Below are 25231 nucleotides of genomic sequence, written 5' to 3'. Positions count from 1 at the left end.
CGGGTGGTTTAGCTCGGCAGCGGCGGCGGGGCCGCCGGCTGCTCGATCGGCGGCGGTGAGGGCGGCTGCTCGGCTGCCGTCGCCGGAGCCGGCTTTGCCAGCGGCTCGACCACATTGCCGCCCTTGTAGACGCGGGCATAGCGATGGCCGAGGCTGGTCAGCACCTCGTAGCCGATGGTGCCGAAATGATGCGCGAGCTCGTCGACGGTGATGCCTTCGCCGAGCAGCGTCACCATGTGGCCGCGACGTACGGCGTTCGGCGGCAGATCCGTGATGTCGATCGCAATCAAATCCATGGAGACGCGGCCCGCGACGGGGCAGCGTTTGCCCGCGACGATCACCTCGGCTCCGCGGGTGCCGTCGTTGGAGCTGGCGGCGCGGAAATAGCCGTCGGCATAGCCGACCGCGATGATCGCCAGTTTGGTCGGCCGCCGCGCGGTCCAGGTGCCGCCATAGCCGACGCCCTCGCCGCGCTCGACATTGCGGATCTGCACGATGCGCGCCTTGAGGTCGACCACCTGTTGCATCGGATTGTCGGCCTCCGGCGTCGGGTTGACGCCGTAGAGCGCAGCGCCCGGCCGCACCAGATCGAACTGAAAGGGTGCGCCGAGGAAGATGCCTGACGAGTTGGCGAGCGCCGCCGGCACGCCGGAGAATTCGCTGGCGATGCCGCGGAAGGAAGCGAGTTGCTTGGCGTTGACGGGGCTGTTGAGCTGCTCGGCCGAGACCAGATGGCTCATGACGAGCGTGATGCCGTGATCGCCGGCATTGATACGGGGAATGATGGCCTGCGCTTCCGATAGCGTCAGACCGAGCCGGTTCATGCCGGTGTCGATGTGGATTGCGGCGCCGCCGTTCCAGCCGGTGCGGCGGCAGAACACGTCCCATTCGGCGAGCTCGTTGAGATCGCCGATCACGGGCCGGCAGTTGATCTGGGCGTAGTGCTCGCCGGTGTTCTGGAAATAGCCGCCGAGCACGTAGATCGTGGGCTCCGGCACGGCCGCGCGCACCTTGCGCGCTTCCTCGATGGTGGCGACGAAGAAGGTCTTGCAGCCGGCCTTGCTCAGCGCGCGCGCGACCTGTTCGGCGCCGCAGCCATAGGCGTCGGCCTTGATCACCGCCGAGCACTCGGCCGGCACCGCCGTCTTCTCGAGCTTGCGCCAGTTGGCGATGATCGCGTCGAGATCGACGGTGAGCACGCCGCCGTAAGCAGCGAGCGCGGCAGCCTGGTTGGCTTCCGCGGAGAGAAGGCCGGATTGCGGGTTCATTTTCGGATCGGACGCCATTGTCATGGCGTCGTTTTACGCAAGAGACCCGCGCGGTTCAACCCAAGGAAACTGAGAAGCACTCAGTAGTCGTTGCCGCTGCGAGCCGGCAGCTGACTGTCAGGCGCGAGGTCGCCGAACCGTGTGACCGAGGCTTCGAACGCCAAATCGACGGTGCCGGTCGGGCCGTGGCGCTGCTTGCCGATGATGACCTCGGCCTTTCCGTGCGCAAGACTCATGTCAAGCTGCCACTTCTCGTGTTCAGGCGTGCCTGGGCGGGGCTCCTTCATCGCGAGGTAATATTCCTCGCGGTAAACGAACAGCACGACGTCGGCGTCCTGCTCGATTGATCCGGATTCACGCAAGTCGGAGAGCTGCGGCCGCTTGTCGTCGCGGGATTCGACCTGGCGCGACAGCTGGGACAGCGCGATCACGGGAACGTTGAGCTCCTTGGCGAGCGCCTTCAGGCTGGTCGTGATCTCCGTGATTTCCTGCACGCGGCTGTCGCTGGCGCGCTTGCCCGAGCCCGAGAGCAGCTGGATGTAGTCGATCACGAGCAGGTCGAGGCCCTTTTGTCGCTTCAGTCGGCGCGCGCGCGCCATCAGTTGCGCGATCGACAGACCGCCGGTCGCGTCGACATAGAACGGCAGCGACTGCAGCTCGATCGAGACTTCCCGGATCTTGTCGAAATCGGCTTCCGAGATGCCGCCGCGGCGGATGTGGGAGGAGGGAACGCCGGTGCGCTCGGCCACGATACGCGTGGCGAGCTGGTCGGCCGACATTTCGCAGGAGAAGAAGCCGATCACGCCGCCATTGGCGGCCTTCGTGGTGCCGTCGGCCTGGAGTTCCGGAACGTAGGCCTTGGCGACGTTGTAGGCGATGTTGGTCGCCAGTGACGTCTTGCCCATACCGGGACGTCCCGCAACGATGATGAGGTCGGAATGCTGCAGGCCGCCCATCTTGGTGTCGAGGTCGCGCATGCCCGTCGAGATGCCGGACAGCTTTCCGTCGCGCTGGAACGCCTTTGCCGCGAGGTCGACTGCGACCGCCAACGCCTGCGAGAATTTCTGGAACCCGCCGTCATAACGGCCGGACTCGGCGAGTTCGTAGAGCTTGCGCTCAGCGTCCTCGATCTGGGCCCGGGGCTGGAAGTCGACCGGCGCGTCATAGGCGACGTTGACCATGTCCTCGCCGATGCCGATCAGGTCGCGCCTGAGCGACAGGTCGTAGATGGTGCGGCCGTAGTCCTGGGCGTTGATGATGGTGGTCGCTTCGGCGGCAAGCCGCGCCAGATATTGCCCGATGGTCATACCGCCGACATCGGTATCGGCGGGCAGGAACGTCTTCAGCGTGACGGGTGTGGCGATCTTGCCCATCCGGATCAGGCTGCCGGCGGTCTCGAAGATGGTCTGGTGCAGCGGCTCGAAGAAATGCTTCGCCTCCAGGAAGTCGGAGACGCGGTAAAAAGCATCGTTGTTGACCAGGATCGCGCCCAGAAGGCTCTGTTCCGCCTCGATATTATGCGGCGCGCTCCGATAGGCGGGAGTTCCGGCTTCGGGCGCGAGTTTGAGGACGTTCGAATCAGTCAGGGCCATGATCGCGCGTGCTTAGCAATTTTCTTGGGCAGATGCGGGGCCGGGATAAAGCGCCGCCTCACGCCAAAGCGGAAGCGAAAGCTGTCCGCTATCAACCGCTCAGTTAAAATGGTGGATGATTAGCAGCCGCAGCATGCGCCGCGCTTGACGGATTTTGGCGGAACTCGCCCGTCCCAAGGCGGCCGGGTCCCACGCCATGGAAAAATCCTGAAACCGTGAACCTCGGGGATGGGCGCGCAGACCTATTCGGGAAGCGCGCGGAATGACGCGCGCGCTGGCCGCCTTGGGCTCGGCTTCAGACCAGCAGGAGGTAGACCAGCGCAACCAGCGCCGCCCCGACGCCCGTGGCGATCAGGGCGTAATCGGTGCGGAGGTCGTCCTGCACGTCGAATGAGGTTTGGGTCTCTTTGCTCATGGCGACGGTCTAGGCCGGACCCGACCAGACTTATGTGAAGCAGATCACATCTCCCCGGATTCTTTCGGGGTAGGGCCGGAACAGGCAGGCGGGCAGGGGATTGTCCCAACCCGCGACGGGAAGACGAGGCGAGCGATGCGGCCAGAACGGCAGCAACAGATCTGGCGGAGCGAGGCAGGCAGCCGGCTTTGGCTGTCCGGGCTGATTGCGGCCATGCAGCACGCCGAGCGCCCCGAAGTGCGCCGCCAGCCGGTCGCGCCCGAAATCCTGGCCGAAGTGCGGGCGCAATTGGCGTTAACGGCCTCTTTCCGCGCGTCCCCGATATCGACGCTGCGTCACTAGAACCTATTCACCTGCGAGTTTCAGCCTTGTCCTAGCGCCGCCTTCGATGGCGCGCAGGCGGGATTCATTGCGTGCGATGTAGTCACGGGTTATCGGGACCACGCCCTGGCGCTTGGTGAGCTGGACCTGGAAGTTCATCATGGCCTGCTTGCGGAACGTCATCTCGCAGGCCGCCAGATAAAATTCCCACATCAGCGCGAAGCGCTCGTCATAGAGCTGCACGGCCTCCTCGCGCCGGGCCATGAAGCGCGTCCGCCAGGCTTTCAGCGTCTCGGCGTAATGCAGACGCAGGATCTCGATGTCGCAGACCAAGAGGCCCGCACGCTCGATCGCCGGCAGCACCTCGGACACAGCGGGGATGTAGCCGCCGGGGAAGATGTATTTGGCAATCCAGGGATTGGTCGAATCCGGCCCTTGCGAACGGCCGATCGAGTGCAGCAGCATGATGCCGTCCTCGCTCAGCAGTTCGGCGCAGCGCTGGAAGTAGGCATCGTAGAACCTCGCCCCGACGTGTTCGAACATGCCGACCGAGACGATGCGGTCAAATGGCCCGTCGATGTCGCGATAGTCCTGGAGCAGGAATCTGGCCGATCCGGTCAGGCCCTTTTCGGTCGCGCGCGCATTGGCGATCTGCAGTTGCTCGGTCGACAGCGTGACGCCGGTGACGTCGGCGCCTGCGATCTCCGCGAGATAGAGCCCGAGCCCGCCCCAGCCCGAGCCGATGTCGAGCACGCGCTGGCCGCGCTTGATGAGCAGCTTAGCGGCGATGTGGCGCTTCTTGGCGAGCTGCGCATCGTCGAGCGTCGTGTCCTGCGTCTCGAAATAGGCGCAGCTATATTGCTTGTCGGCGTCGAGGAAGAGCGAATAGAGCCGCGCGTCGAGATCGTAGTGATGGGCGACATTGGCGCGGGAACGCGAGCGCGGATTGAATTGCTTCAGGTGTCGCGTCAGGTAGCGCAGGTGCCACCAGGGTTTTGCCCACTGCGGCAATAGGTCGGGTTGATCGAGCAGGATCGCGAGGGCATCAGCTATGGTGCCGCGTTCGACCACGAACTCGCCGTCCATATAGGCCTCGCCAAGCCCGAGCTCGGGGTTGACGAGGATCTTCCGCTCCGCCTCAGGGGTGACGAAGCGCACTGCGACCGGCTCGCCAGAGCCGTCGCCGACAGTGAACTTCGATCCCGCCGCCGTGGTCACCGTCATCGACCCGCGACGGATGAATTGAGACAAGAATCGACGCAACAAACGGTCCATCGACACCTTCCTCTCGAGCGAACCCGAAGAGATGCGATCAAGCCGGCTTTTCACATCTGACGCCCAGGTCCCGCTCGGGTTCCTATGCGTTTGCATCTAAATTTAGGGAGGCTGTTCCGGACCCGCTATTGCGTTGTGTTCAATGCGGATATTCGAAAAGCGCTTAACCACACCTTGCGTGCGGAGCCTGCTTCCATTCGCGGCTCAATCCGCTAAAAGGTGACCCGCCCGCGCGCCGGATTGCCGGCTGCGCGGAAAATCAATGGAGATGATGGGAATGTCGAGCCGAGCGCTTAGCCTCGCGACGGTATTGCTTCTGATCGGCTTCGGCGCGACCGATGCCGTCCTTGCGCAGGCGACGAACCTCGAGGCCGGCAAGACCCCGTCCCAGCTCTTCGCGCAGACCTGCAATGCCTGCCACAAGAGCCCGCGCGGGCTGCTGAAGTCCGTCGCGCCGGGCTCGCTGCCGGGCTTCCTGCGCCAGCACTACACCACAAGCTCGGACATGGCGGGCATCCTCGCCTCCTATCTCGTCTCCAACGGCGCCACCGACACCCGCTACCAGGCCAAGGACGGCAAGAAGGACGGCGCCAAGGAGAAGGAAGCCGCCACCGCGCCTGGTCAGGCGTCCGAACATCAGGGCCGCCGTCAGCGCTCCCAGGAGGCCGCCAAGCCGGAGGGCGAGGGCGCAGCTCCGCCTGCCGAGGGCCGCCAGAAGCGCGCCGCGCGGCCAGCCGAGGAGAGCGCAAGGCCCGAGGGCCAGCCGGCGCCAGAGGGACGCAAGGGCAAGCGTCGCGGCAAGCCCGGGACCGAGGATGCGCCGAAGGTCGACGCCGCCGCGCCGGCCACTGAAGACAAGAAGAGCGAGCCGAAGCCGGAGGCCAAGCCCGAGACCGCGAAGGTGGATTCCGGCGAAGCCAAGTCCGACAGCAAGCCGTCCGAGAAGCCCGCCGAGGCCAAGCCGGATACTGCCAAGATCGAGCCGCGCGGCAGCGAAGCTCCGGCGCTGCGGCCCGATCCGGTGCCGCAGGTGACCCCGGCTCCGCCAGCCGCCGCAAAGCCCGCCGAGCCGGCCGCGCCCAAGGCGGCGGAAGAGGCGGCTCCCAGGCCGGCTGCGCCTGCCGCAAGCTCCGAACCGACGGCCAAGCCGCAGGAGGCGGCGCCCGCGACCGCTGCGGCCCCGCCGCCGGCGGAATCCTCCGGCCCGCCGACCCCGCCGATCTCGCGGTAAGCCCACATTTTCCGATCGACCTGCGAAGGCCGCCTCATCGCGGCCTTCGCGCCGTCTTGACCGCAATTAGAGCTGTGCTCTAGAGTATTACTCTAGGAGGTGCCGATGACCGCGAGCGTGCGTGACGATTTGTTGGCGGCGGGCCTCGCCGTGTTCGATCGCGTCGGCTTCGAGGGCGCGACCGTGGCGGCGATCCGCACCAAAGCTCGCGCCTCCAACGGCAGCTTCTTTCATGTGTTCGGATCGAAGAAGGAGCTTGCGGGCGCGCTGTTCCTCGAGGTGCTCCGGCACTATCACGCTGCGGTGCTGGCGGCGCTCGACCCTGTTCCCGATGCCGAGCAGGGCATCGATCGCCTGATCCGGGCACATCTTGACTGGGTCGTCTCGAGCCGGCGCGAGGCGCGCTATCTCTTCGAGATCTCGCGCAACGAATGGGGCGAGGATGTCCGCGACGCCCAGCGCGCGCAGAATGCGCGGCTCGCCGAAGGCATCGAGCGCTGGCGCGCGCCGCTGATTGCAAATGGCGAGCTGCTGCCGATGACGCCGGTGATGTTCGTCAGCCAGCTGATCGGCCCGGCGCAGATTTTTTGCCGTGCCTTTCTGTCGGGCCGTGATCGCGCCGATCCACGCGGCGAAGCGGCCACTCTGATTGCCTGCGCCATCCGCGCGCTGTGCCCGGCCGATCGCATCAACAAGCAATAAGGAGAGGCCTCATGCCAGCCGAAGCAGATCCCGAGTTCGAGCCGATCGCCGCGCGCATCCACGCCAATGTCGGCCGGCAGGGATTTATGAACCTGGTCGGTGCCGAGCTGTCGGAATTGTCGCGCGGTACCTGCACCATCGCGGTGGAGCGGCGGCCGGAGCTGTTGCAGCAACACGGCTTCTCCACGGCGGCGTCACCGCCTTCCTGGTCGACAATGCCACGACGATCGCAGCGGCGACCTCGCGCGGCCAGCCGGCGCTGACGGCCGAATACAAGCTCAATTTGTTGTCGCCCGCGGTCGGCGAGAAGCTGATCTGCCGGGCCAGGGTGATCAAGCCGGGCCGCCAGGTCTCGGTGGTCGCAGCCGACGTGTTCTGCGTCAGCGACGGTGTGGAGAAGCATACGGCAACTGCGCTCGCCTCGATCGCGATGCTGAGCGAGGACGTCGGTGCCAAAACGAAAAGCCCGGCCGCCTGAGGCGACCGGGCTGATCTAGATCTCGTCATTCCGGGGCGATGCGAAGCATCGAACCCGGAATCTCGAGATTCCGGGTTCGGTCCTGCGGACCGCCCCGGAATGACGGTATTCGGCTTACTTCTCTTCCGCAGCCGGGGCAGGCTCGACTTCGTCGTGCTGGGCTTCCGGATCGAAGAACTCGCCAGCGGCGGCGATCGCCTCGGCGGCCGCGTCGCGGTCCTCGTTGCGGGTCGAGATGTCCTCGCCGCGGTTGATGCGCTCGGCCTCGTCCTGGCTGCGCGCAACCGTGACGGTGACCTCGACCTCGACCTCGGGGTGAACGGCGACGGTGATTGCGTGCTTGCCGATGGTCTTGATCGGAGCGTCGAGCTGCACCTGCGGACGGGCCAGCGAAACGCCGTCGGCCTCGAAGGCGGAAACCACGTCGCGCACCGTGACCGAGCCGAACAGCTGGCCGGCTTCAGAGGCCTGACGGATCACGATGATGTTCTTGCCCTCGATCTTCTCGGCAACCTTGGACGCTTCGGCCTTGGAGGCGAGGTTGCGGGCCTCGAGGTCGGCCTTCATGCCGTCGTACTTGGCCTTGTTGTCGGCGGTGGCGCGCAGCGCCTTGCCACGCTTGAGCAGGAAATTGCGGGCATAGCCGTCGCGAACCTTCACGACTTCGCCCATCTGGCCGAGCTTGTTGACGCGTTCCAGCAAAATGACTTCCATATTCGTTCTCCTTTGAAGTGCTCTGGTTTCAGTTTCGGGGTTGGACTTAAGGGGTTGGCAGCGGCGGCGGCTGCCGGTTGCGCAGGAAGCGCTCGCGGAAGCCGAACACGGCGTCCGCAAGACCGAGGATGACCATCGCGATGACGGGCCATCCGAACACGACCACGACGGCATAGGTCGAGCCGAGCCAGAAGGTGCGGCTCTTCAGCGCCAGCGTCAGCGTATGCAGCACGGCAAAGCCGGTTAGCGCGTAGCCCATCATCAGCGCGGCCGTCGTGATCTGCGCGACGATCGCGAGCAGCCCGCCGGTGAAGCAGAAGGCGAGCGCGATGCAGAGCGCCACCAGCGTCATCGGTGGCAGCTCCGCCGTCTTCAGATCCGGCCAGGGACGGCGTAGCCGGCCCGATGTCGCCGTGACCTTGGCGCTGAGCCAGAGGTTGAGGGTGAGCGTCATCATCGCGACGATGGTCGCTGCGGCCGGCGCGATGCGCACCAGCGCGTCGACGAGCTGGCTGGCCTCGGCGGAGGTCTGCGGATCGGTGGAGCGGAGGATGCGCAGCAGGCCGCGCTGCAATGTGCCGGTGATGGTCTCGGCGTCGGTGCCGAGCGTGAGCAGGGCCGCGATCGTGGTCAGCGTGGCGAAGCCGGCGATCCACAGCAGCAGACGTCCAACCGGATACCACTCGAGTTCGGGCTCGACTGGCGGCTCGGCGGCGGAAGCGTCCGGCGCGACCGGGCCGACCTGCCGGCTGAGCAGGACGAGATGGCCGAGCCACCAGGCCGGCAGCGCGACGGTGACGGCGAAAGCGATGCAGTAGGGCAGGCCGAACAGGGCGCCAAGGCCGATCGCAGCCGTGATGCCGCCAAGGCTCGCGCAGAGCGGTCCCCAGCCGATCGAGGCCACCATCAAAGGCAGGGGTGCGAGATAGAACAGGACGAGCGAGATCAGCGCGCCCGACACGATCGAGGCGAACATCAGGGCCGACGCAGCGCCGGCGATCAGGGCTATCAGTCCAAAGGCCATCATCAGCTGTCCCGCTCCCCTTGAGCGGTTAGAGGCGTCTTGCCCCAACCATCGGCGACCGGACGACCCGGAAGCCTTATGAGTTCAAAAGAGTGCGGCCGGCGGCGATATCGCCGCCGACCGAATTCGTCTTAGCGAATGACGTAGGGCAGCAGGCCCAGGAACCGCGCGCGCTTGATGGCGCGGGCGAGCTCACGCTGCTTCTTCGCGGACACCGCCGTGATGCGGCTCGGCACGATCTTGCCGCGCTCGGAGACGTAACGCATCAGCAGCTTGGAGTCCTTGTAGTCGATCTTCGGAGCATTGGCGCCCGTGAACGGGCAGCTCTTGCGACGACGGAAAAACGGACGGCGTGCACCAGCTTCAGCCATTGATCTTACTCCCCATCCGTCGTGGTTTCAGCTTCTTCGCGCGGACGGCGCGGGCCGCGATCACCGCGGAAGCCACCACCGTCACGATCACCGCCACGGAAACCGCCCTCGCGGTCGCCACGGAAGCCGCCTTCGCGCTCGCCGCGGAAGCCGCCGCCACGGTCGTCACGCTCGCGATCACGGTCGGCCTTGCGCATCATCGCCGACGGGCCTTCCTCGAGCTCCTCGACGCGGACGCTGAGATAGCGGATCACGTCCTCGCTGATGCGCTCCTGGCGCTCGATCTCGGCGATCGCCGCGGACGGCGCGTCGATGTTGAGCAGCACGAAGTGCGCCTTGCGGTTCTTGTTCATGCGGTAGGTGAGGGAGCGAACGCCCCAATTCTCGGTCTTGGTGACCTTGCCGCCGAGCCCCTCGACGATACCGGTCATCTGCGCAGTCAGCTCTTCGACCTGCTGCGGGCTCGCGTCCTGACGCGCGAGAAAAACATGCTCATAGAGAGCCATGGTGGTCCTTTCCTCATGTTGGCGCATCGCCCGGCGTCAAGCCCTTAAGAGGCCTTCGGAAAGGACTCTGGGATGAAGCTCAGAAGGCGGAAACACGGGACGACGGGCCGACTGGCCCTGCCACACCAAAATCACGAATGATTTGCTGAGACCGTCCGTTCAGCTCCCGGCCGGGGTCTGCGGATGCGCGCTTTATACGGATTTTGACCGGCTTTGCAAGGTTCGGGGCCAGGTTTTGGCCCGGGGACGCTGCGGGCACGGCTGGAACCAGCTCGCATCACTGTACCAGCTTGATTTATTTGTTTGTATGGCATACAAATAAATCAACGGGAGGATCCAATGGCAGACAAATCTGCCCATGCGCCATCCGAGTCGACCGCCGTCGACCCCAAGCACGCGGCGCGCGCCACGCGCTCGGCCGGCCGCAAGATGCGTTCGTTGCTGCTGGACGCGGCAAGCCCGCTGTTCCGGGAGCGGGGGCTGTCGGGCGCCTCGATCACCGACATCGCATCTGCCGCGAACGCATTCCCGAGCCAGATCACCTATTATTTCCGCACCAAGGAGGCGCTGTTCGTCGAATGCGCCTGCCGCGACCTCCTGTACCTGGCCCGCGCGACCGAGCAGGCCGCGCTGACGGCGCGCACGCCGCGGGAGTACACCCATGCCCTGGCCGCGACGGTGACGGCGAGCGATTCGGTCGCTTTCTTTGCCGAGGCCCTGACCCTGACACGTCGGCGCCAGGATCTTGCGCCGCTGGTCGAGCGCACCATCGAGCGCCTGCACGCCGAGGGCGCGCGGGCCTATGCCGGCCAGGTCGCGCGCCACGGCTGGCGCTCCCTGCGGGCGCCCGACGAGAGCTCGCGGCGGTTCTGGGCCGTCGCGATCGGCGTCATTCTCGAAGGCTATGCCATGGGCCGCTCGCCGGACGAGCTCTGCGCCGAGATGCTGCGCGTGCTTGGTGAGCAGGCGAAGTCCACCGGCGAGGCCGCGCGCCTGCGCCTCGTCGACGACGGCAATGCATCGACACCTACGGATGAGGAGAGCTAGGCCATGACCGCGCTTCGCATGCGTGCCCGTGATTTCCTGACCGATGACCAGCTTGCCGACGTGCGCCAGCGCGTGACGTGGAAGGGCGTCGCGATGATAGCGCATGCCTGGGCGCTCATCATTGGCGCGATTGCGCTGGTCGCCTGGTGGCCCAATCCCCTGACTTACATTTTCGCCGTCGCGATCATCGGTTCGCGCCAGCTGGGCCTTGCGATCCTGATGCATGACGGCGCGCATGGCTGCCTGTCCGCCGACGAGAACACCAATCTGACGCTGAGCCAATGGTTCTGCGCCTATCCCATCTTTGCGGAGACACGCGCCTATCGCCGCTACCATCTCCAGCATCATGCGCGCACCCAGCAGGAGGACGATCCCGATCTCGTGCTGTCAGCGCCGTTTCCGATCACGAAGCTGAGCTACCGCCGCAAGTTCATTCGCGACATCACCGGACAGACCGGTTACCAGCAGCGCAAGGCGCAACTGCTCAATGCGCTCGGCCCGAAGGACTGGCCGTGGCGGCAGCGTCTTTCGCATTTCTGGGACAAGCTCGGCCGGCAATGCATCGTCAATGCCGTGATGTTCGCTGGCCTCGCGGCGGCCGGCGTGTGGTGGGCCTATCCGCTGCTATGGCTGGTGCCGTTGCTCACCTGGATGATGGTCATCACCCGTATCCGCAACATCGCCGAGCACGCCGTCGTTCCTGACAGCAGCGATCCGCTGCGCAATACCCGCACCACGCATGCCAATTTTCTCGAGCGGCTGTTCATCGCGCCGTATTACGTGAACTACCACCTCGAGCATCATCTGCTGTTCTACGTGCCCTGCTACAATTTGCCGAAGGTGCATCGCCTGCTCAGCGAGAGCCGGCATGCAGGCCGCATGGAGGTGCAACCGAACTATGCCGCCGTGCTGCGGCTTGCGACGGCCAAGCCGAACCGCGACGACCGGCCGGGACAATTGGCGAGCAGCGCGCGCCGGGCGCGGGCCGGCGCCGAGGTCGGTGCGGATCAGAAGGCAGGTGGGTTCTAGCAGGCCAGCGCTGGAGCCTGGGCGACGGGGGCGAGAGGCACGACCTCGGCAACGAACGCGACGTTGCGGTGGATCACGAAAGCACCTTTGCCGCCGCGCTTGGCTTCGTACATCGCGCGATCGGCGGCGCTCAGCAGTTCGTCTGCGGTCGTCCCGTCGCGCGGCGCCGATGCGAGCCCGATGCTGGCTCCGACGCGGACCGCTGGTGCAAATTCGAATGGTTCAGAGACGCTCGAGATGATCCGCTGCGCCACGATGGCGGCTTCGTTCTCCGTGATGTCAGGCAGCAGCACGACGAACTCGTCGCCGCCGAGCCGGCATACGACATCGGTGTCGCGCACGCTGGCGCGCAGGCGCTTCGCCACCGCGACGAGAACGGCATCGCCTGCGGCATGTCCAAACCTGTCATTGATGCCCTTGAAGCCGTCGAGATCGACGCAGAACACGGTGAGCTTCGATGCGGCAGAGGCTGCATCCGGCCACGGGCCGTCGAGCATCTCGGCGAACAGTTTCTGGTTGAGGGCGCGGTTGGGCAGGCCGGTGAGCAGGTCGTGATGCGCCATCAGGCGGTTGTTGCGCTCGGAATGGTGAAGGTCGAGCAGAATCTTGTGGTTCTCCAGCAGCAGGAAGATCATTCCCGCCGTGTAGACCGGCGTTTGCAGGCCGATGATGAACAGGAACGGTACCGGCGACATGATCGTCGCGAGCGCGAAAGGCAGCGTCAGGATGCAGATCAGGAGGATGCCGTAGCGCGGTGTGCCGGCGTTGCGCGACGCGATGCCGCCGACGAGGTTCGCGAGGCCAATGCCGGCCATCAGGATCAGAGGCATGACGCCCGAAGCGACGCATTGATAACAGCCGGCCGAGATCAGGATGACCGATGCGAGCCCCGCCCAGATCGGCGAGACGTTCACCGGCGCCCGCCGGTCACGCTTCGCCTTTGCAAGGGCTCTCATCATCAGCGAGATACGTGTGCTCCCGAGGACGATTTCCGCCAGCACCCAGGCATAGGCCCAGGCAGCGCCCGTCAGCGCCGCCGATAGCGAGGCGATCAGCAGCGATGCCCCCACCGCCACCACCAGTGTCCTGGTCTTGTTCGTCCGCTGCTGCAGCAATTCGTTGTGGATGTCGTCAGGCTGCGGGCGTGGCCCTGCGAGCAGCCAGTCGACGCAGGCCTGCAATGGAAGCCGCGGCTGCCGGGTTTGCCCGGCAGAAGCTGAGGCCATCGATCTCTGTGGGACCATTGTTGCCATGGCCGCAACCTAAGGCGGCCGGTATTTAAGGCCGCTTAAGTCCGGGAACCAAGTTCCCGACAGCGTAAACGCTTTGCAGCGAAGCGGCTGGCAGGTCCGATTGGTGCAGGGCAACGAACAGGTTTTGGGGCGGGATGCCTGTCCCGGAGGGCCCGTCGCGGCTTGACAGCGCGGCCCCGGTCGTTGTCTACGGCCCCCTTCGGAGCATGATCGGGAACCAAGGCTTGGGGCCGGACGTAGTCGGCTGCCGGCTCTCGATAGCGGCTCAAGTGATCCAGGGGAGCGCCGATGACGGCAGCATTCACATTTCCGGGGCAGGGGTCCCAGGCGGTTGGCATGGGCAAGGCCCTGGCCGACGCCTTTCCGGCGGCGCGCGCTGTGTTCGACGAGGTCGATGCCGCGCTTGGGGAGAAGCTGACGGCCACCATCTGGGATGGCCCGGCCGAGACCCTCCAGCTCACCGAGAACGCCCAGCCGGCGCTGATGGCGGTTTCCATCGCCACCCTCCGCGTACTGGAGGCTGAAGCCGGTTTTTCCGTGGGGCGGGACGCAGCCTTCGTCGCCGGCCACTCGCTCGGCGAATATTCGGCGCTGGCTGCGGCCGGCAGCCTGACGCTCTCCGATACTGCCCGGTTGCTTCGCACCCGCGGTCTTGCAATGCAAAAAGCCGTGCCGGTCGGCGCCGGTGCGATGGCCGCACTGCTCGGCCTCGACTACGAGGCCGCCATGGAGGTCGCAGGCGAGGCGGCGCAGGGCCAGGTCTGCCAGGCCGCCAATGACAATGGCGGCGGGCAGGTGGTGGTCTCCGGCGACAAGGCGGCGGTCGATCGCGCCGTGGAGATCGCCAAGGGCAAAGGCGCCAAGCGCGCCATGCTGCTGCCGGTGTCCGCGCCGTTCCATTGCAAGCTGATGCAGCCCGCGGCTGATGCCATGGCCGAGGCTCTGGCGAAGGTCACGATCAACGCGCCGGCCGCGCCGCTGGTCTCGAACGTGCTGGCGACCGCCATCACCGATCCCGACGAGATCCGCCGACGCCTGGTCGAGCAGGTCACCGGCACCGTGCGCTGGCGCGAGTCGGTTGCCTATATGGCCGGGCAGGGTGTCACCCGTTTCTTCGAGATCGGCGCCGGCAAGGTGCTGACGGGACTCGTCAAGCGTATCGCCGATGGTGCCGTCGGTGTTGCCGTGGGCGGACCGAACGACATTGCCGCCGCCAAGGATGCATTGGCCGCTGCGAAGCAGGCTTAAGTTTACGCACGATCTTTCCGGAAAACCGCTGCACACTTTTCCGGATCGTGCTTTGGAGGAGTTTTCAATGTTCGATCTGACTGGCAAAAAGGCGCTCGTCACCGGCGCGACCGGCGGCATCGGCGGCGCGATCGCGCAGGCGCTGCATGCGCAGGGTGCCACCGTTGCGATCTCGGGAACGCGCAAGGAGGTGCTGGATGAGCTTGCCGGCAAGCTCGGCGAGCGCGTTCACGTGCTGCCCTGCAATCTCTCCAAGGCCGACGAGGTCGAGGCGCTGGTGCCCGCCGCGGAAGCCGCGATGGGGCAGGTCGACATTCTTGTCGCCAATGCCGGCATCACCCGCGACAACCTCTTCGTGCAGCTTCGCGACGAGGACTGGGAGGAGGTCATCAACGTCAATCTGACCGCGACCTTCCGTCTGGCGCGTGCCGCCACCAAATTGATGATGCGCAAGCGCTTCGGCCGCATCATCGCGATCACCTCGGTGGTGGGCGTCACCGGCAATCCCGGGCAGGGCAATTATACTGCATCGAAGGCGGGCCTGATCGGCATGATCAAGACTCTCGGTGCCGAATACGCCAAGCGCGGCGTGACCGCGAACTGCATCGCGCCCGGCTTCATCAAGACGCCGATGACGGATGCGCTGAACGACAAGCAGCGCGAGACGATCCTGACCAAGGTTCCGGCTGCCCGCCTGGGCACGCCCGAGGACATTGCCGCCGCCGCCGTCTACCTGAGTTCGAACGAAGCGGCCTATGTCACCGGCCAGACCATTCACGTCAATGGCGGCATGGCCATGATCTGACGCCCTCGTTCTGCACCGCCCACATGGGCGGTGCGGGATGCGGCAAACGGCCGTTTCCGGAGCGAAATGAGGCTTGTAGTCAAGGCAATTGAAGTATGATAACCGGACCTTCAACGGATGGGCAAAGAACGCCATTGCAGGTTTTTGAAACCCTGTATATTGGCGATGCGGTGCCTTGGCCGTCGTTCGCCGGGCCCTGCATCGGTTGAGATGGGGCCAAATCTAAAGTTCGTAAGCAAAGGCAAGTAACACGACCACGACGGCTCGTATCGTCCCGGGGGGTCGGGTCTACAGGGAACAACACGAGGTTAAGCAATGAGTGACATTGGCGAGCGGGTTAAGAAGATCGTGGTCGAACACCTTGGTGTTGAGCCCGAGAAGGTTGTCGACGCTGCGAGCTTCATCGACGACCTCGGCGCCGACAGTCTGGACACCGTCGAGCTGGTGATGGCGTTCGAAGAAGAATTCGGTTGCGAGATTCCGGACGACGCTGCGGAAACGATTCTCACCGTCGGCGACGCCACGAAGTTTCTCGAGAAGAACGCGAAGAGCTAAGGCTCTTCATTTTCGCGGGGACAACAGTTGAAACCGGACGGGCCGCTTCGCAGCGGCCAGCCGGTTTCTTGTTATTGGCCGTGAATCTTTCGATGCGGAGTTTTCGGATATGAGGCGGGTTGTCGTCACTGGTCTCGGCATGGTGTCGCCGCTCGGCTGCGGCGTCGAACCGACCTGGAAACGCATCCTCAACGGCGAAAGCGGTGCGCGCCCGATCGAGAGCTTCGATGTCTCCGATCTTCAGACCAAATACGCATGCACCGTCGTGCGCGGCGACGGTACCAACGACAGCTTCAATCCCGACAAATGGATGGAGCCGAAAGACCAGCGCAAGGTCGACGACTTCATCGTCTTCGCCATGGCCGCCGCGGGCCAGGCGCTCGACGATGCCAACTGGCATCCCGAATCCGAAGAGGACAAGTGCGCCACCGGCACCATGATCGGGTCGGGCATTGGCGGCCTCAACGGTATCGCCGACACCGCGATCCTGCTGAAGGAGCGGGGACCGCGCCGGGTGTCGCCGTTCTTCATCCCGGGCCGCCTGATCAATCTTGCCTCCGGCTACGTCTCGATCGCGCACGGGCTGAAGGGGCCGAACCATTCGGTGGTCACGGCCTGTTCGACCGGCGCCCATGCGGTCGGCGATGCCGCCCGCCTGATCGCGCTCGGCGATGCCGACGTCATGGTCGCCGGGGGCGCCGAATCGCCGATCAGCCGCATCGGCATTGCCGGCTTCAATGCCGCGCGCGCGCTCTCGACCGGTTTCAACGACACGCCGGAGAAGGCCTCGCGGCCCTACGACAAGGACCGCGACGGTTTTGTCATGGGCGAGGGCGCCGGCGTTCTGGTGCTCGAGGAACTCGAGCACGCGCAGCGCCGCGGCGCCAGGATCTACGCCGAGGTGATCGGCTACGGTCTGTCGGGCGATGCCTATCACATCACGTCGCCGTCGCCCGATGGCGATGGCGGTTTCCGCAGCATGTCGGCGGCGCTGAAGCGTGCCGGCCTGACGCCGTCCGATCTCGACTACATCAACGCGCACGGCACCTCGACGCCGCTCGGCGACGAGATCGAGCTCGGCGCGGTCGAGCGGCTGCTCGGCAACGCCGCCTCCAAGATTGCGATGTCCTCGACCAAGTCGTCGACCGGCCATCTCCTCGGCGCGGCCGGCGCAATCGAGGCGATCTTCGCCATTCTCGCGATTCGGGATAATGTCGTGCCGCCGACCATCAACCTCGACAATCCGTCGGTCGAGACTGCGATCGATCTCGTGCCGCACACGGCGAAGAAGCGTGAGGTCAACGTCGCGTTGTCGAACTCTTTCGGTTTTGGCGGCACCAATGCGTCGGTGATCGTCCGGCGTTTGGCCAGCTAGTTTGCGTTTGAGACGAATCCACCGTTTTGCCGTATTCGGCGATAGTCATAGAAGTGGGCGCGTGCATTTGGCTGGGCAAGCGATTGTCAGGCCGCGGTTGAACCGGCAGGATTCAGGTTGCTTCGATGAGTGAAAGGCCGCCCATTTCGCCCCGGAGTCCGCGGGCAGCGCTCGAGCCCGAGCAGGTTCCGCCGCCGCCGAAGCGATCGGAGCGCGCGCGCAACCCCTTCGTGGTCGTCGGCAATGCCATCATCACCCTGCTGCTGATCGCCATGCTCGGCGCCGGCGGCGTGTATTATTACGGCCGGCAGGTGTTGGAAGCACCCGGGCCGCTGAGGGAAGACAAGATCGTCAACATCCCGCAGCGTGCCGGCAAGCGCGACATCGCCGAGACGTTGAACAAGGAAGGCGTGACCGACGTCAATCCGTGGGTGTTCATCGCCAGCGTCGCGGCGCTGAAGGCGAGCTCGGACCTCAAGCCGGGTGAGTATTCGTTCCAGAAGAACGCATCGCTGCGCGACGTCATCGCCACCATCGTCGAGGGCAAGGTGGTGCAGCACGCCGTGACGATCCCGGAAGGCCTGACCTCCGAGCAGATCGTGGCGCGGCTCTCCGACAACGACATCTTCACCGGCAGCGTGCGCGAGCTGCCGCGCGAAGGCACGCTGCTGCCCGAGACCTACAAATTCCCGCGCGGCACCACGCGCGAGCAGGTGATCCAGCGCATGCAGCAGGCGCACAAGCGCGTGCTGGCGGAGATCTGGGAGCGCCGCAATCAGGACGTTCCGGTCAAGACTCCCGAGCAGCTGGTGACGCTGGCCTCGATCGTCGAGAAGGAGACCGGCAAGCCCGACGAGCGCAGCCGTGTTGCCGCCGTGTTCGTCAATCGCCTGAAGCAGAAGATCAAGCTGCAGTCCGATCCCACGATCATCTATGGTCTCGTTGGCGGCAAGGGCACGCTGGGACGTCCGATCAAGCGCAGCGAGATCACGCAGCCTTCGCCCTACAACACCTATGTGATCGACGGCCTGCCGCCGGGCCCGATCTCCAATCCCGGCCGCGCCTCGCTGGAAGCCGCCGCCAACCCGGCCCGCACCCGCGACCTCTATTTCGTCGCCGATGGCACCGGCGGGCATGCCTTCACCGAGACCTACGACGCGCACCAGAAGAACGTCGCCAAGCTGCGGGCGATGGAGAAGCAGATCCAGAACGACACGGTCGAGCCGGCCGAGGATGCGCAGTCCCCGGCGGGCGCCGCGCCCGGTGCCGCCGACGCGCCGACTGCGACCACGCCGGCGCGGCCCAACCAGCAGAAAAAGCCGCCGGCGACGCGCCCGGCCAATCCAGCCAATCCCGCGCCGGCCCGGCAGGGCGCGGTGCAGTCCTCGCCGCCGGTGGTCCAGCGTTAGGCAACTCATACCTGCCTACGGGACTTTGCGGATTCCACTTTCCTGCAAAATAGTCTTAAGATTCGCGTGGCTTGATGCCTCGCGAATCCTTTTGTTCCTGGAGAATCTGACCTGATGGCGCTGTCGTCCATGACCGGCTTTGCCCGAAGCCACGGCGCGAGCGGGCCGTACACGTTCGAATGGGAATTGAAGTCGGTCAACGCCAAGGGTTTTGACCTCAGGGTGCGGCTGCCGCAGGGGTTCGATGAGCTCGAGGCCCATGCCAAGAAGCGCGCCGGCGAGCTGCTGTCGCGCGGCACGGTCTACGCCAATCTCAACGTCAAGCGCACCAACGCGGCCGCCACGGTGCGCGTCAACGAGGACGTGCTCAATGCGGTGCTGAAGGCCGCCGCGCTGATCTCCGGCAAGGTCGACGCCGTGGCGCCGAGCATCGACGGCCTGCTCGCCATCAAGGGCGTGGTCGAGGTGGCCGAGCCCGAGGGCGACGAGGAGGAGGACAAGGCGGCCCGTGCCGCTGCCGCGCAGGCCTTCGACAAGGCGCTCGACGAGCTCGTCGCGATGCGCAAGCGCGAGGGGATTTCGCTCGGGCAGATCCTGACCCAGCGGGTCGACGAGATCGAGCAACTGGCGAAAAAGGCGGAAGCTTCGCCCGGCCGCAAGCCGGAGGCGATCAAGGCGAGGCTCGCCGAGCAGATTGCAACCCTGCTCGACACCTCCGACCGTTTCGATTCCGACCGCCTGATGCAGGAGGCGATCCTGATCGCGACCAAGGCCGACATCCGCGAGGAGCTCGACCGCATCGCCTCGCATGTCGCGCAGGCGCGCGAGCTGATCGGCAAGGGCGGCCCGATCGGGCGCAAGCTCGACTTCCTGGCCCAGGAGTTTCACCGCGAGGTCAACACCTGCTGCTCGAAGTCGAACGACATCGAGCTCACCAATACGGGACTCGCCATGAAAAACGTGGTCGAGCAGTTCCGCGAGCAGGTCCAGAATCTGGAGTGATCGATGGCGACGGGCGGTCACGGAACTGACGGTGTCGAGCGGCGCGGATTGATGTTCGTGCTGTCCTCGCCCTCGGGCGCGGGCAAGACAACGCTGTCGCGTCTCCTGATCGAGCGGATGCCGGGCCTGCGAATGTCGGTATCCGCGACAACGCGTGCGATGCGGCCCGGCGAGGTCGACGGGCGCGACTATTTGTTCGTCGACAAGGCCAGGTTCGACGCGATGGTGAAGGCCGACGAGCTGCTGGAATGGGCGACGGTGTTCGACAACAGCTACGGCACGCCGCGCGCACCGGTCGACGCAGCGCTGTCGTCGGGGCAGGACGTGCTGTTCGACATCGACTGGCAGGGCACGCAGCAGCTGCGTGAGAAGGCGCGTGCGGACGTCGTCAGCGTCTTCATCCTGCCGCCCTCGGCGGCCGACCTCGAGAAGCGGTTGCATTCGCGCGCGCAGGATTCCGACGAGGTGATCCGCAAGCGCATGAGCCGCGCCAGCCACGAGATGAGCCACTGGGCCGAGTACGACTACATCGTGATCAACCACGATGTTGACGAGGCCTTCGCCGAGGTGCAGTCGATCCTGAAGGCCGAACGCCTCAAGCGCGAGCGGCGGACGGGCCTCGTCGGCTTTGTGCGAGGGCTGCAAGCTCAGCTTCAGAGCTAGGCTGCGACAGTCGCGGCCCTTCCTTCAGCAGTCGTTCCAGCATCGTCGTGATGATGTCGATGTCGGCCGCATCATCATTGCGGCCATCATGCTGTTCAGCGGCCTCGTTATCGGCCTCGTTCACAGCCAATCGGGGCGCACGGGTCTCGATCTCGAACTCGCGGTCGAACACCGGTATATTGTCCGGATCGGACTGCGCGGCTTCGGAGGCGGCCGGCGGCTCCTTCGCTTCGATCACGTCGATCTCGCGGTCGATCGCGGCAAGTTGCACGGCCTGCGGACGCACGGCATCGAAGTCGATCGGGCGCGGCCGCCGCGCGCGCGGCGTCGCCGGCATCTCCTTGAGCCAGGGTGCGCGGTCCTGATTTTGGTGCTCACGATCGTCCCAGTTCACGCGGCGGTGTTCGCTCGCCTGGACGCGGACGCGCGCGCCGCCGAAGCGGTAGATAAGGCTGGCGAGGATGCCGGCGAGCGCCAGCGCGCCGCCGACGACGAGTAGCAGCATCTGGAGCGAGCCGGTCGGCTTGTCGAGGGGAATTTCGGCCGTAGCGAGGGCCACCGGCGCCTTCGCCGGCTTTGTGCTCGGCTGCGGGGCTGCCGCGTCGGGAGCGGGCATCGGCTGCGACGCAGCGGACGTTGCCGGGGTATCAGGCCAACGCGTGGCAACGGAGGGCTGTTCTGAACTGGTTGCGGTGACGGCGTTCGGCGGTTGCTGTGCGACCGGCGGCGCAGTCGCTGCGGCCGGCGCGGGCGCGGTGATGCTCGGCGCGCCCGATGTGGCGCCGGTCTGCGGCGCAACGTATTCGGCACGCGCATTCTGCACTGATGGCGGCGCGGCCGCATCGGCATTTTGTCCGTCGGTCGTCGCCTGGGCGCTTTGCGTCGCCTGTGCGCTCGGCTTGCTGCCTTCGGCACGCAGATACCAGCACTGCCGCTTGGTCCCGCGCTCGACGCGATAGTGCCAGTGCTGCCCCTGCGGTGCGGAACCCTTCGGCGAGGCGAGGCAGTCGCTCGCGCTACCGGCGGTGCTCGATGCAACAGGCGCGTTCTGCGACACGGCGGCGAGTGGTGCGCCGGCAATGATGCTGCCAACAAGCGCAGATACGAATTTCGCGGTTCGGTTGCCCATCCTGGTCTCCCGGTTACGCATTACGCAACTCTTAACCATCCCTTTCTCGTCAAAGACTTGGGTGGCAATGAGCCGCAAATCCGGAGAGGATGTGGCTTGAATTGGGCCCGCGGCGCGTTCGTTCCGCCGCGCTGCGGGCCTTTTTCGGCCAGACTTTTACGACGTCAGGTCCAGGTTCCCGAGAACCGGAAGGTCGCCACAAGTTCTGCTCGCATGAGAGTTCCCCATGGCAATGCGCTTCTCGCGGCAACTCCTGCCCGAGGCGTGCTGTCGTTTGTCGCCCGTTGGATGCCAAAGGGCGCAGGGAAGGCCGGGTGCCGGCTGGCACCGGCAGATCCGTGCGCTACGGAAGGTGCACACGGGGTGGATCACAGGTCTCGCCGGATCGCCCGGCCTTCCCTGCGCGGATGGTTTTAACGGTGTCCTTCGTGCTCTCCCCGGGGAGCGATGCACTATTGCCCCCGTCGCCTTGCAGGATCACTGATGCGCGCACCCGGTCGGGCCGCCACATCACCGCAAGCCTTGACGCACAGACCCCGGGCGTCAGGACCACACGACTTCTCCGTCCGCGGGCGGTCTTGCCGGATCATCAGGGGCTGGCGCGTGCTCACTCCTGACGACCGGCGAGGCCGCTGCAACTGCGCCGTGTCGTACCGCGTCGCGTGAGAACTCACGGTTGCCCGCCCCGTCGTCACGCAAAATCGCGTCGACGCTGCCGCGTCCACCGCCGCCCGGCCCGTATCTCGTGACGGTCGCGAACGCCCCTTTGGCAGGGCCGGGATGACGGCGCTTATGCCATAAATCCGAAATTCGGGAAAGTGGAATATTTTTGCGCGGAGGGATTGACGGGTGTTTTGCCCGACGGGAGGCGAGGGCCGCTTTGAACTCCGGCCCATTCCGGCGTCACCCCGAAGCCCGGCGATAAGCGTGCCTCATGAGCGCGCAGCGCTGGTGCATCCGTCGTGAGCCGCATCGGCAGGTTTCGGAGCTTGGCGACGCGTGCCGAGAAAGATGGCGCCGGCCGACAAGCACAGGGTGAGGGCGCTGAACAGGAAGGTGGCCCGATGACCGATGCCGTCGAAGAGCAGGCCGCCGAAGGCGGCGCCTGTCGCGATCGCCAGCTGGACGACCGCAACCATGAGGCCGCCGCCGGCCTCCGCATCGTCCGGCAGGTCCGGGCCAGCCAGCTCCACCAGCCCACGGGCGCTGCAGTTCCGATCAGGCCCCACAACGCCAGCAAAATGGTCGTCGCGATGAGCGAGGATCCGAAGGTCACGAGGCCGATGGCGATGGCCGCCATGGCGAGCGGCATGGCGATCAGCGCGGCATGGAGGTGCGGCCTGAGGATGAAGCCGATCAACGATGTGCCAACGAGTCCTGCGACGCCCAGGATCAGAAGCAGTGCAGAGAGGGTGGACACGCTTGTGTGGGTGACAGTTTCGAGGAACGGGCGCAGATAGGTGAAGAGCGAGAACTGCCCGAGAAAGAACAGCGCGGCGGCGAGCATGCCGTAGGCCACCTGCGGCCGGCGCAAGACACGGAACGTGGCCGCAGCGTCGGACCTGTTTCGATCGGGCATTGCGGGAAGGGTGAGGAATTGCCAGACGAGCGTCGCGGCCGCAATCGGCACGACGCAGAAGAATGCGCCACGCCAGCCGATATATTGGCCGAGGAAGCTCGCCAGCGGCGCTGCGACAGTGGTGGCCAGCGCATTGCCGCCGTTGAGGATGGCAAGCGCCCGCGCCACATCGCCGGCGGGGACGAGGCGCATCATGGTGGCCGCCGACATCGACCAGAAGCCGCCGACCACGATCCCGATCAACGCCCGGCCAGCCATGAGCATCACGTAATCGGGAGCCGAGGATACGACGCTGCCGGACAACAACATCAATGCGGTCAGTGCGAGCAGCAGGGAGCGGCGATCGACGCCGCTGGTCACGGCCGCGATGAACAGGCTCGTGAGTACGGCGAACAGGCCGGACACCCCGATCGCCTGCCCAACCTGACCCTCACTCAGGTGCAGGTCGGTCGCGATCGGCGTGAGCAGGCTCACGGGCATGAACTCGGAGGCCACCAGCGTCGAGGCGCACAGCGACAGTGCAAGAACCGCGCTCCAGGGCGCGGCTGGGGAGGAGGATTGAATGGTCATGCCGCAGAGCTAGCGGCGCGGCGTTGATTTGATTAGCCGATAAATCCGACTTGGAGTTATCGGGATAAGCCATGAATATCCGTGACGAGGACGGTCTATCGCGAGCACCTATCTCCACACCCGCGCCAGCATCAGCGCCAGAAGCCCCAGCACGGCGCCGATGAGTCCCACCATCGCGTAGGATTGCGCAAAGACGCCGGTTTGAATGAAGACCTGTGCCGCGATGGCAAAGCAGATGGTGGCGAGAAGCAGGCAGGCGCAACCGACGATGATCGACAGATAGCGTATCGCAGCTGCGATCGGCCGTGCGGGGAGTGCGGGATCGCTCATGCAAATGACAACGGCATTGCTGACTGGAGGTTCCGGTTTCGACGCGTACGGCGAATGTCAGTCGCGTGCGCAGCAATCGACCAGTGCGCGCCAGATGCGCTTCACTTCGACGGTCCTCTCGAGCTCGAGGACGTGGTTCTCGCTCACCTGGGAGGATGTTGTCTCCTGGCGCGGTTCGCGCGGCGCGATCCAGCGCTCGGAGATGGGGTCGTACCACTTGCCCAGATTGATCAACTCGCTTCTCCTCTTTTCGATCCCCCATGCGTGATCGTTCATCCCACGCTCGCTATCGATGTTTTGCGTGTTCTGCGGAGCAGGCTGCGCCTGCTGTTCGGCTCCGACGTGGTCGTTGCCTTGGTGGAAGGCCAACGGCGGAAGGCGCGCGACGTTCCAATGTCGCGAGCGAAGTGGAATCTGCGAAGAGAATCTAAGCGCTAGCGCTTCGGCGCGTTCCGATCATCGGTCGAGGATTCGCCGGCCGTCGTGCGATTCTCGCGCGTGCGGAGGTCTTCAGACACCGTCTCCAACGAGCGTTCGCTGTCCGCGGCTTCGGGCGGCTCGCCGGACTTGCGGTACTTCCTCACCAGCCGCTTGATGTCGTCGATCGCCTGCAGTAGCGGCGGCGTCAGCGAGAACAGCGCGCCCATCGCAATGGCGATGATGGTGTGACGAAGCGAGACCTTCTCGTCCTCGTCGAAAGGATAGGCGTTGGGCTCGATGGCTGCCGGTGCGAGGCCGGCCGATGAGCGCGGATGATCCGGCTTCCGCGGCTTGCGCGGCGGCATCATGATGACGACGAAGAGCACGTTGATCAGCAGCCAGATGCCGAGAATGATGAGAAAAGTTCGCATTCCAGAAAACCAAAAAAATAGCGCGGCGTCGGCCTAAACCGCCATTGAACGGCCATTCATGGGCCGATGCAAGTTGTGCTTTTCCCGGCGGCAAGTCCCGGTCGAGTGAGGCACGACGAAATCGCTATCGGAATCCGGCAAAACCCTGGGGTGTCCAGTGGAAAGCGATGGCTGCGTGGCAGACCGGGACGATGCCGCCGTCGGTCATCCGAAGCGCGCCTCGTGCGGCCGGCGCGTGGCCGCGTGCGCGCGCCAGGCGTCGATCGCCCGGTTCGCGAGCATCAACTGCCGGCGTTCGCCCTTCCTGAGCTGGGCTTCGATGGTGTCGAGAAGGAAGTTTGCGGTCTCGTCCGGCGCGCCGAGCTCGCCGCTCTGCTCCAGGCAGCTCCAGGCAATGAAGAATGCGCTCTCGACGGTGCAACGTATGGACATGCGCTGCCAACGCAGCGTAGCCGCCGGTGTTCCGCGGCGAGACATTCGATCTCGCCG

Annotated in this window: 25 protein-coding genes and 2 pseudogenes; 13 read left to right on the top strand and 14 right to left on the bottom strand. The window is 65.5% G+C overall.

The window, feature by feature from the left end; genetic code table 11:
• Positions 1 to 8 precede the first annotated feature (8 nt).
• Entirely contained in the window at positions 9 to 1268 is a 1260-nt protein-coding gene (alr, locus tag XH79_RS26550; RefSeq protein ID WP_433996622.1) for an alanine racemase, read from the bottom strand.
• 80 nt (positions 1269 to 1348) lie between these two features.
• A complete protein-coding gene (locus XH79_RS26545) occupies positions 1349 to 2860 on the bottom strand; it encodes a replicative DNA helicase (RefSeq protein ID WP_271583494.1) in 1512 nt (503 codons plus the stop codon).
• A gap of 550 nt (positions 2861 to 3410) precedes the next feature.
• Between XH79_RS26545 and XH79_RS26540 the strand changes: the two genes are divergently transcribed.
• Positions 3411 to 3617 (top strand): transcriptional regulator, encoded by a 207-nt coding sequence (locus tag XH79_RS26540; RefSeq protein ID WP_271583493.1) that lies wholly within the window; start codon positions 3411 to 3413, stop codon positions 3615 to 3617.
• A 3-nt stretch (positions 3618 to 3620) separates the two neighbouring features.
• Here the strand turns inward: XH79_RS26540 and XH79_RS26535 are convergent, their stop codons facing one another.
• Entirely contained in the window at positions 3621 to 4871 is a 1251-nt protein-coding gene (locus tag XH79_RS26535) for a class I SAM-dependent methyltransferase (RefSeq protein WP_271583492.1), read from the bottom strand.
• A 277-nt stretch (positions 4872 to 5148) separates the two neighbouring features.
• Between XH79_RS26535 and XH79_RS26530 the strand changes: the two genes are divergently transcribed.
• From XH79_RS26530 to XH79_RS26520, 3 genes and pseudogenes are all read left to right on the top strand, one after another.
• Positions 5149 to 6102 carry a hypothetical protein gene (locus XH79_RS26530; protein WP_271583491.1) on the top strand — a complete coding sequence of 318 codons (954 nt, stop codon included), beginning with the start codon at positions 5149 to 5151 and terminating at the stop codon, positions 6100 to 6102.
• Positions 6103 to 6207: 105 nt separating this feature from the next.
• Positions 6208 to 6804 (top strand): TetR/AcrR family transcriptional regulator, encoded by a 597-nt coding sequence (locus XH79_RS26525; RefSeq protein WP_271583490.1) that lies wholly within the window; start codon positions 6208 to 6210, stop codon positions 6802 to 6804.
• Between the two features lie 11 nt (positions 6805 to 6815).
• A pseudogene (locus tag XH79_RS26520) lies at positions 6816 to 7282 on the top strand (PaaI family thioesterase).
• Positions 7283 to 7396: 114 nt separating this feature from the next.
• Here XH79_RS26520 and rplI read toward each other — a convergent pair.
• The 4 genes from rplI to rpsF form a co-directional block, all read right to left on the bottom strand.
• A complete protein-coding gene (gene rplI / locus XH79_RS26515; protein ID WP_212337282.1) occupies positions 7397 to 7996 on the bottom strand; it encodes a 50S ribosomal protein L9 in 600 nt (199 codons plus the stop codon).
• A 46-nt stretch (positions 7997 to 8042) separates the two neighbouring features.
• Positions 8043 to 9023, bottom strand: coding sequence for a DUF2232 domain-containing protein (locus XH79_RS26510; protein ID WP_271583489.1), 981 nt, complete (start codon positions 9021 to 9023; stop codon positions 8043 to 8045).
• 128 nt (positions 9024 to 9151) lie between these two features.
• On the bottom strand, positions 9152 to 9391 hold the full coding sequence (gene rpsR / locus XH79_RS26505) for a 30S ribosomal protein S18 (RefSeq protein WP_007592020.1): 240 nt from the start codon (positions 9389 to 9391) through the stop codon (positions 9152 to 9154).
• A 5-nt stretch (positions 9392 to 9396) separates the two neighbouring features.
• Positions 9397 to 9897 carry a 30S ribosomal protein S6 gene (gene rpsF / locus XH79_RS26500; RefSeq protein ID WP_028171082.1) on the bottom strand — a complete coding sequence of 167 codons (501 nt, stop codon included), beginning with the start codon at positions 9895 to 9897 and terminating at the stop codon, positions 9397 to 9399.
• 339 nt (positions 9898 to 10236) lie between these two features.
• Between rpsF and XH79_RS26495 the strand changes: the two genes are divergently transcribed.
• Together XH79_RS26495 and XH79_RS26490 are read left to right on the top strand one after the other, a co-directional pair.
• Positions 10237 to 10944, top strand: coding sequence for a TetR/AcrR family transcriptional regulator C-terminal domain-containing protein (locus XH79_RS26495; protein ID WP_271583488.1), 708 nt, complete (start codon positions 10237 to 10239; stop codon positions 10942 to 10944).
• A 3-nt stretch (positions 10945 to 10947) separates the two neighbouring features.
• Positions 10948 to 11973 carry a fatty acid desaturase family protein gene (locus XH79_RS26490; protein WP_271583487.1) on the top strand — a complete coding sequence of 342 codons (1026 nt, stop codon included), beginning with the start codon at positions 10948 to 10950 and terminating at the stop codon, positions 11971 to 11973.
• Here XH79_RS26490 and XH79_RS26485 read toward each other — a convergent pair.
• The gene (locus tag XH79_RS26485; RefSeq protein ID WP_271583486.1) at positions 11970 to 13199 is read right to left on the bottom strand and encodes a GGDEF domain-containing protein; all 1230 of its coding nucleotides are present in this window, start codon (positions 13197 to 13199) and stop codon (positions 11970 to 11972) included. The genes XH79_RS26490 and XH79_RS26485 overlap by 4 nt on opposite strands.
• Before the next feature lie 315 nt (positions 13200 to 13514).
• Between XH79_RS26485 and fabD the strand changes: the two genes are divergently transcribed.
• From fabD to gmk, 7 genes are all read left to right on the top strand, one after another.
• A complete protein-coding gene (gene fabD, locus XH79_RS26480) occupies positions 13515 to 14474 on the top strand; it encodes an ACP S-malonyltransferase (protein ID WP_271583485.1) in 960 nt (319 codons plus the stop codon).
• Positions 14475 to 14541: 67 nt separating this feature from the next.
• On the top strand, positions 14542 to 15279 hold the full coding sequence (gene fabG / locus XH79_RS26475; RefSeq protein WP_211408377.1) for a 3-oxoacyl-[acyl-carrier-protein] reductase: 738 nt from the start codon (positions 14542 to 14544) through the stop codon (positions 15277 to 15279).
• 315 nt (positions 15280 to 15594) lie between these two features.
• The gene (locus XH79_RS26470) at positions 15595 to 15834 is read left to right on the top strand and encodes an acyl carrier protein (protein ID WP_008130699.1); all 240 of its coding nucleotides are present in this window, start codon (positions 15595 to 15597) and stop codon (positions 15832 to 15834) included.
• A 109-nt stretch (positions 15835 to 15943) separates the two neighbouring features.
• On the top strand, positions 15944 to 17209 hold the full coding sequence (gene fabF, locus XH79_RS26465) for a beta-ketoacyl-ACP synthase II (protein WP_212337270.1): 1266 nt from the start codon (positions 15944 to 15946) through the stop codon (positions 17207 to 17209).
• A 125-nt stretch (positions 17210 to 17334) separates the two neighbouring features.
• Positions 17335 to 18618: an endolytic transglycosylase MltG gene (gene mltG / locus XH79_RS26460; RefSeq protein WP_212337267.1), complete on the top strand. Its 1284-nt coding sequence runs from the start codon at positions 17335 to 17337 to the stop codon at positions 18616 to 18618.
• A gap of 114 nt (positions 18619 to 18732) precedes the next feature.
• Complete coding sequence (locus XH79_RS26455) at positions 18733 to 19620, top strand: YicC/YloC family endoribonuclease (protein WP_212337265.1); 888 nt, start codon at positions 18733 to 18735, stop codon at positions 19618 to 19620.
• A gap of 3 nt (positions 19621 to 19623) precedes the next feature.
• Positions 19624 to 20283 (top strand): guanylate kinase, encoded by a 660-nt coding sequence (gmk, locus tag XH79_RS26450; RefSeq protein ID WP_271583484.1) that lies wholly within the window; start codon positions 19624 to 19626, stop codon positions 20281 to 20283.
• Here gmk and XH79_RS26445 read toward each other — a convergent pair.
• The 6 genes and pseudogenes from XH79_RS26445 to XH79_RS26420 form a co-directional block, all read right to left on the bottom strand.
• The gene (locus XH79_RS26445; RefSeq protein WP_271583483.1) at positions 20216 to 21412 is read right to left on the bottom strand and encodes a hypothetical protein; all 1197 of its coding nucleotides are present in this window, start codon (positions 21410 to 21412) and stop codon (positions 20216 to 20218) included. The two genes, gmk and XH79_RS26445, sit on opposite strands and share 68 nt — an antisense overlap.
• Before the next feature lie 932 nt (positions 21413 to 22344).
• Positions 22345 to 23561: pseudogene (locus XH79_RS26440) on the bottom strand (MFS transporter).
• 108 nt (positions 23562 to 23669) lie between these two features.
• Positions 23670 to 23891, bottom strand: coding sequence for a hypothetical protein (locus tag XH79_RS26435; protein ID WP_271583482.1), 222 nt, complete (start codon positions 23889 to 23891; stop codon positions 23670 to 23672).
• 57 nt (positions 23892 to 23948) lie between these two features.
• Positions 23949 to 24167: a hypothetical protein gene (locus tag XH79_RS26430; protein ID WP_271583481.1), complete on the bottom strand. Its 219-nt coding sequence runs from the start codon at positions 24165 to 24167 to the stop codon at positions 23949 to 23951.
• A 158-nt stretch (positions 24168 to 24325) separates the two neighbouring features.
• Complete coding sequence (locus XH79_RS26425; protein ID WP_271583480.1) at positions 24326 to 24742, bottom strand: phosphonate metabolism protein PhnM; 417 nt, start codon at positions 24740 to 24742, stop codon at positions 24326 to 24328.
• A 204-nt stretch (positions 24743 to 24946) separates the two neighbouring features.
• Entirely contained in the window at positions 24947 to 25174 is a 228-nt protein-coding gene (locus XH79_RS26420; RefSeq protein WP_271583479.1) for a hypothetical protein, read from the bottom strand.
• Positions 25175 to 25231 lie beyond the last annotated feature (57 nt).

This window comes from Bradyrhizobium sp. CCBAU 45389 (assembly GCF_028128625.1).
In the GTDB taxonomy this organism is placed as follows: Bacteria; Pseudomonadota; Alphaproteobacteria; order Rhizobiales; family Xanthobacteraceae; genus Bradyrhizobium; species Bradyrhizobium liaoningense_B.
The sequence above is the reverse complement of the archived record's forward strand: the minus strand, read 5'-3'. Positions and strand labels throughout refer to the sequence as shown.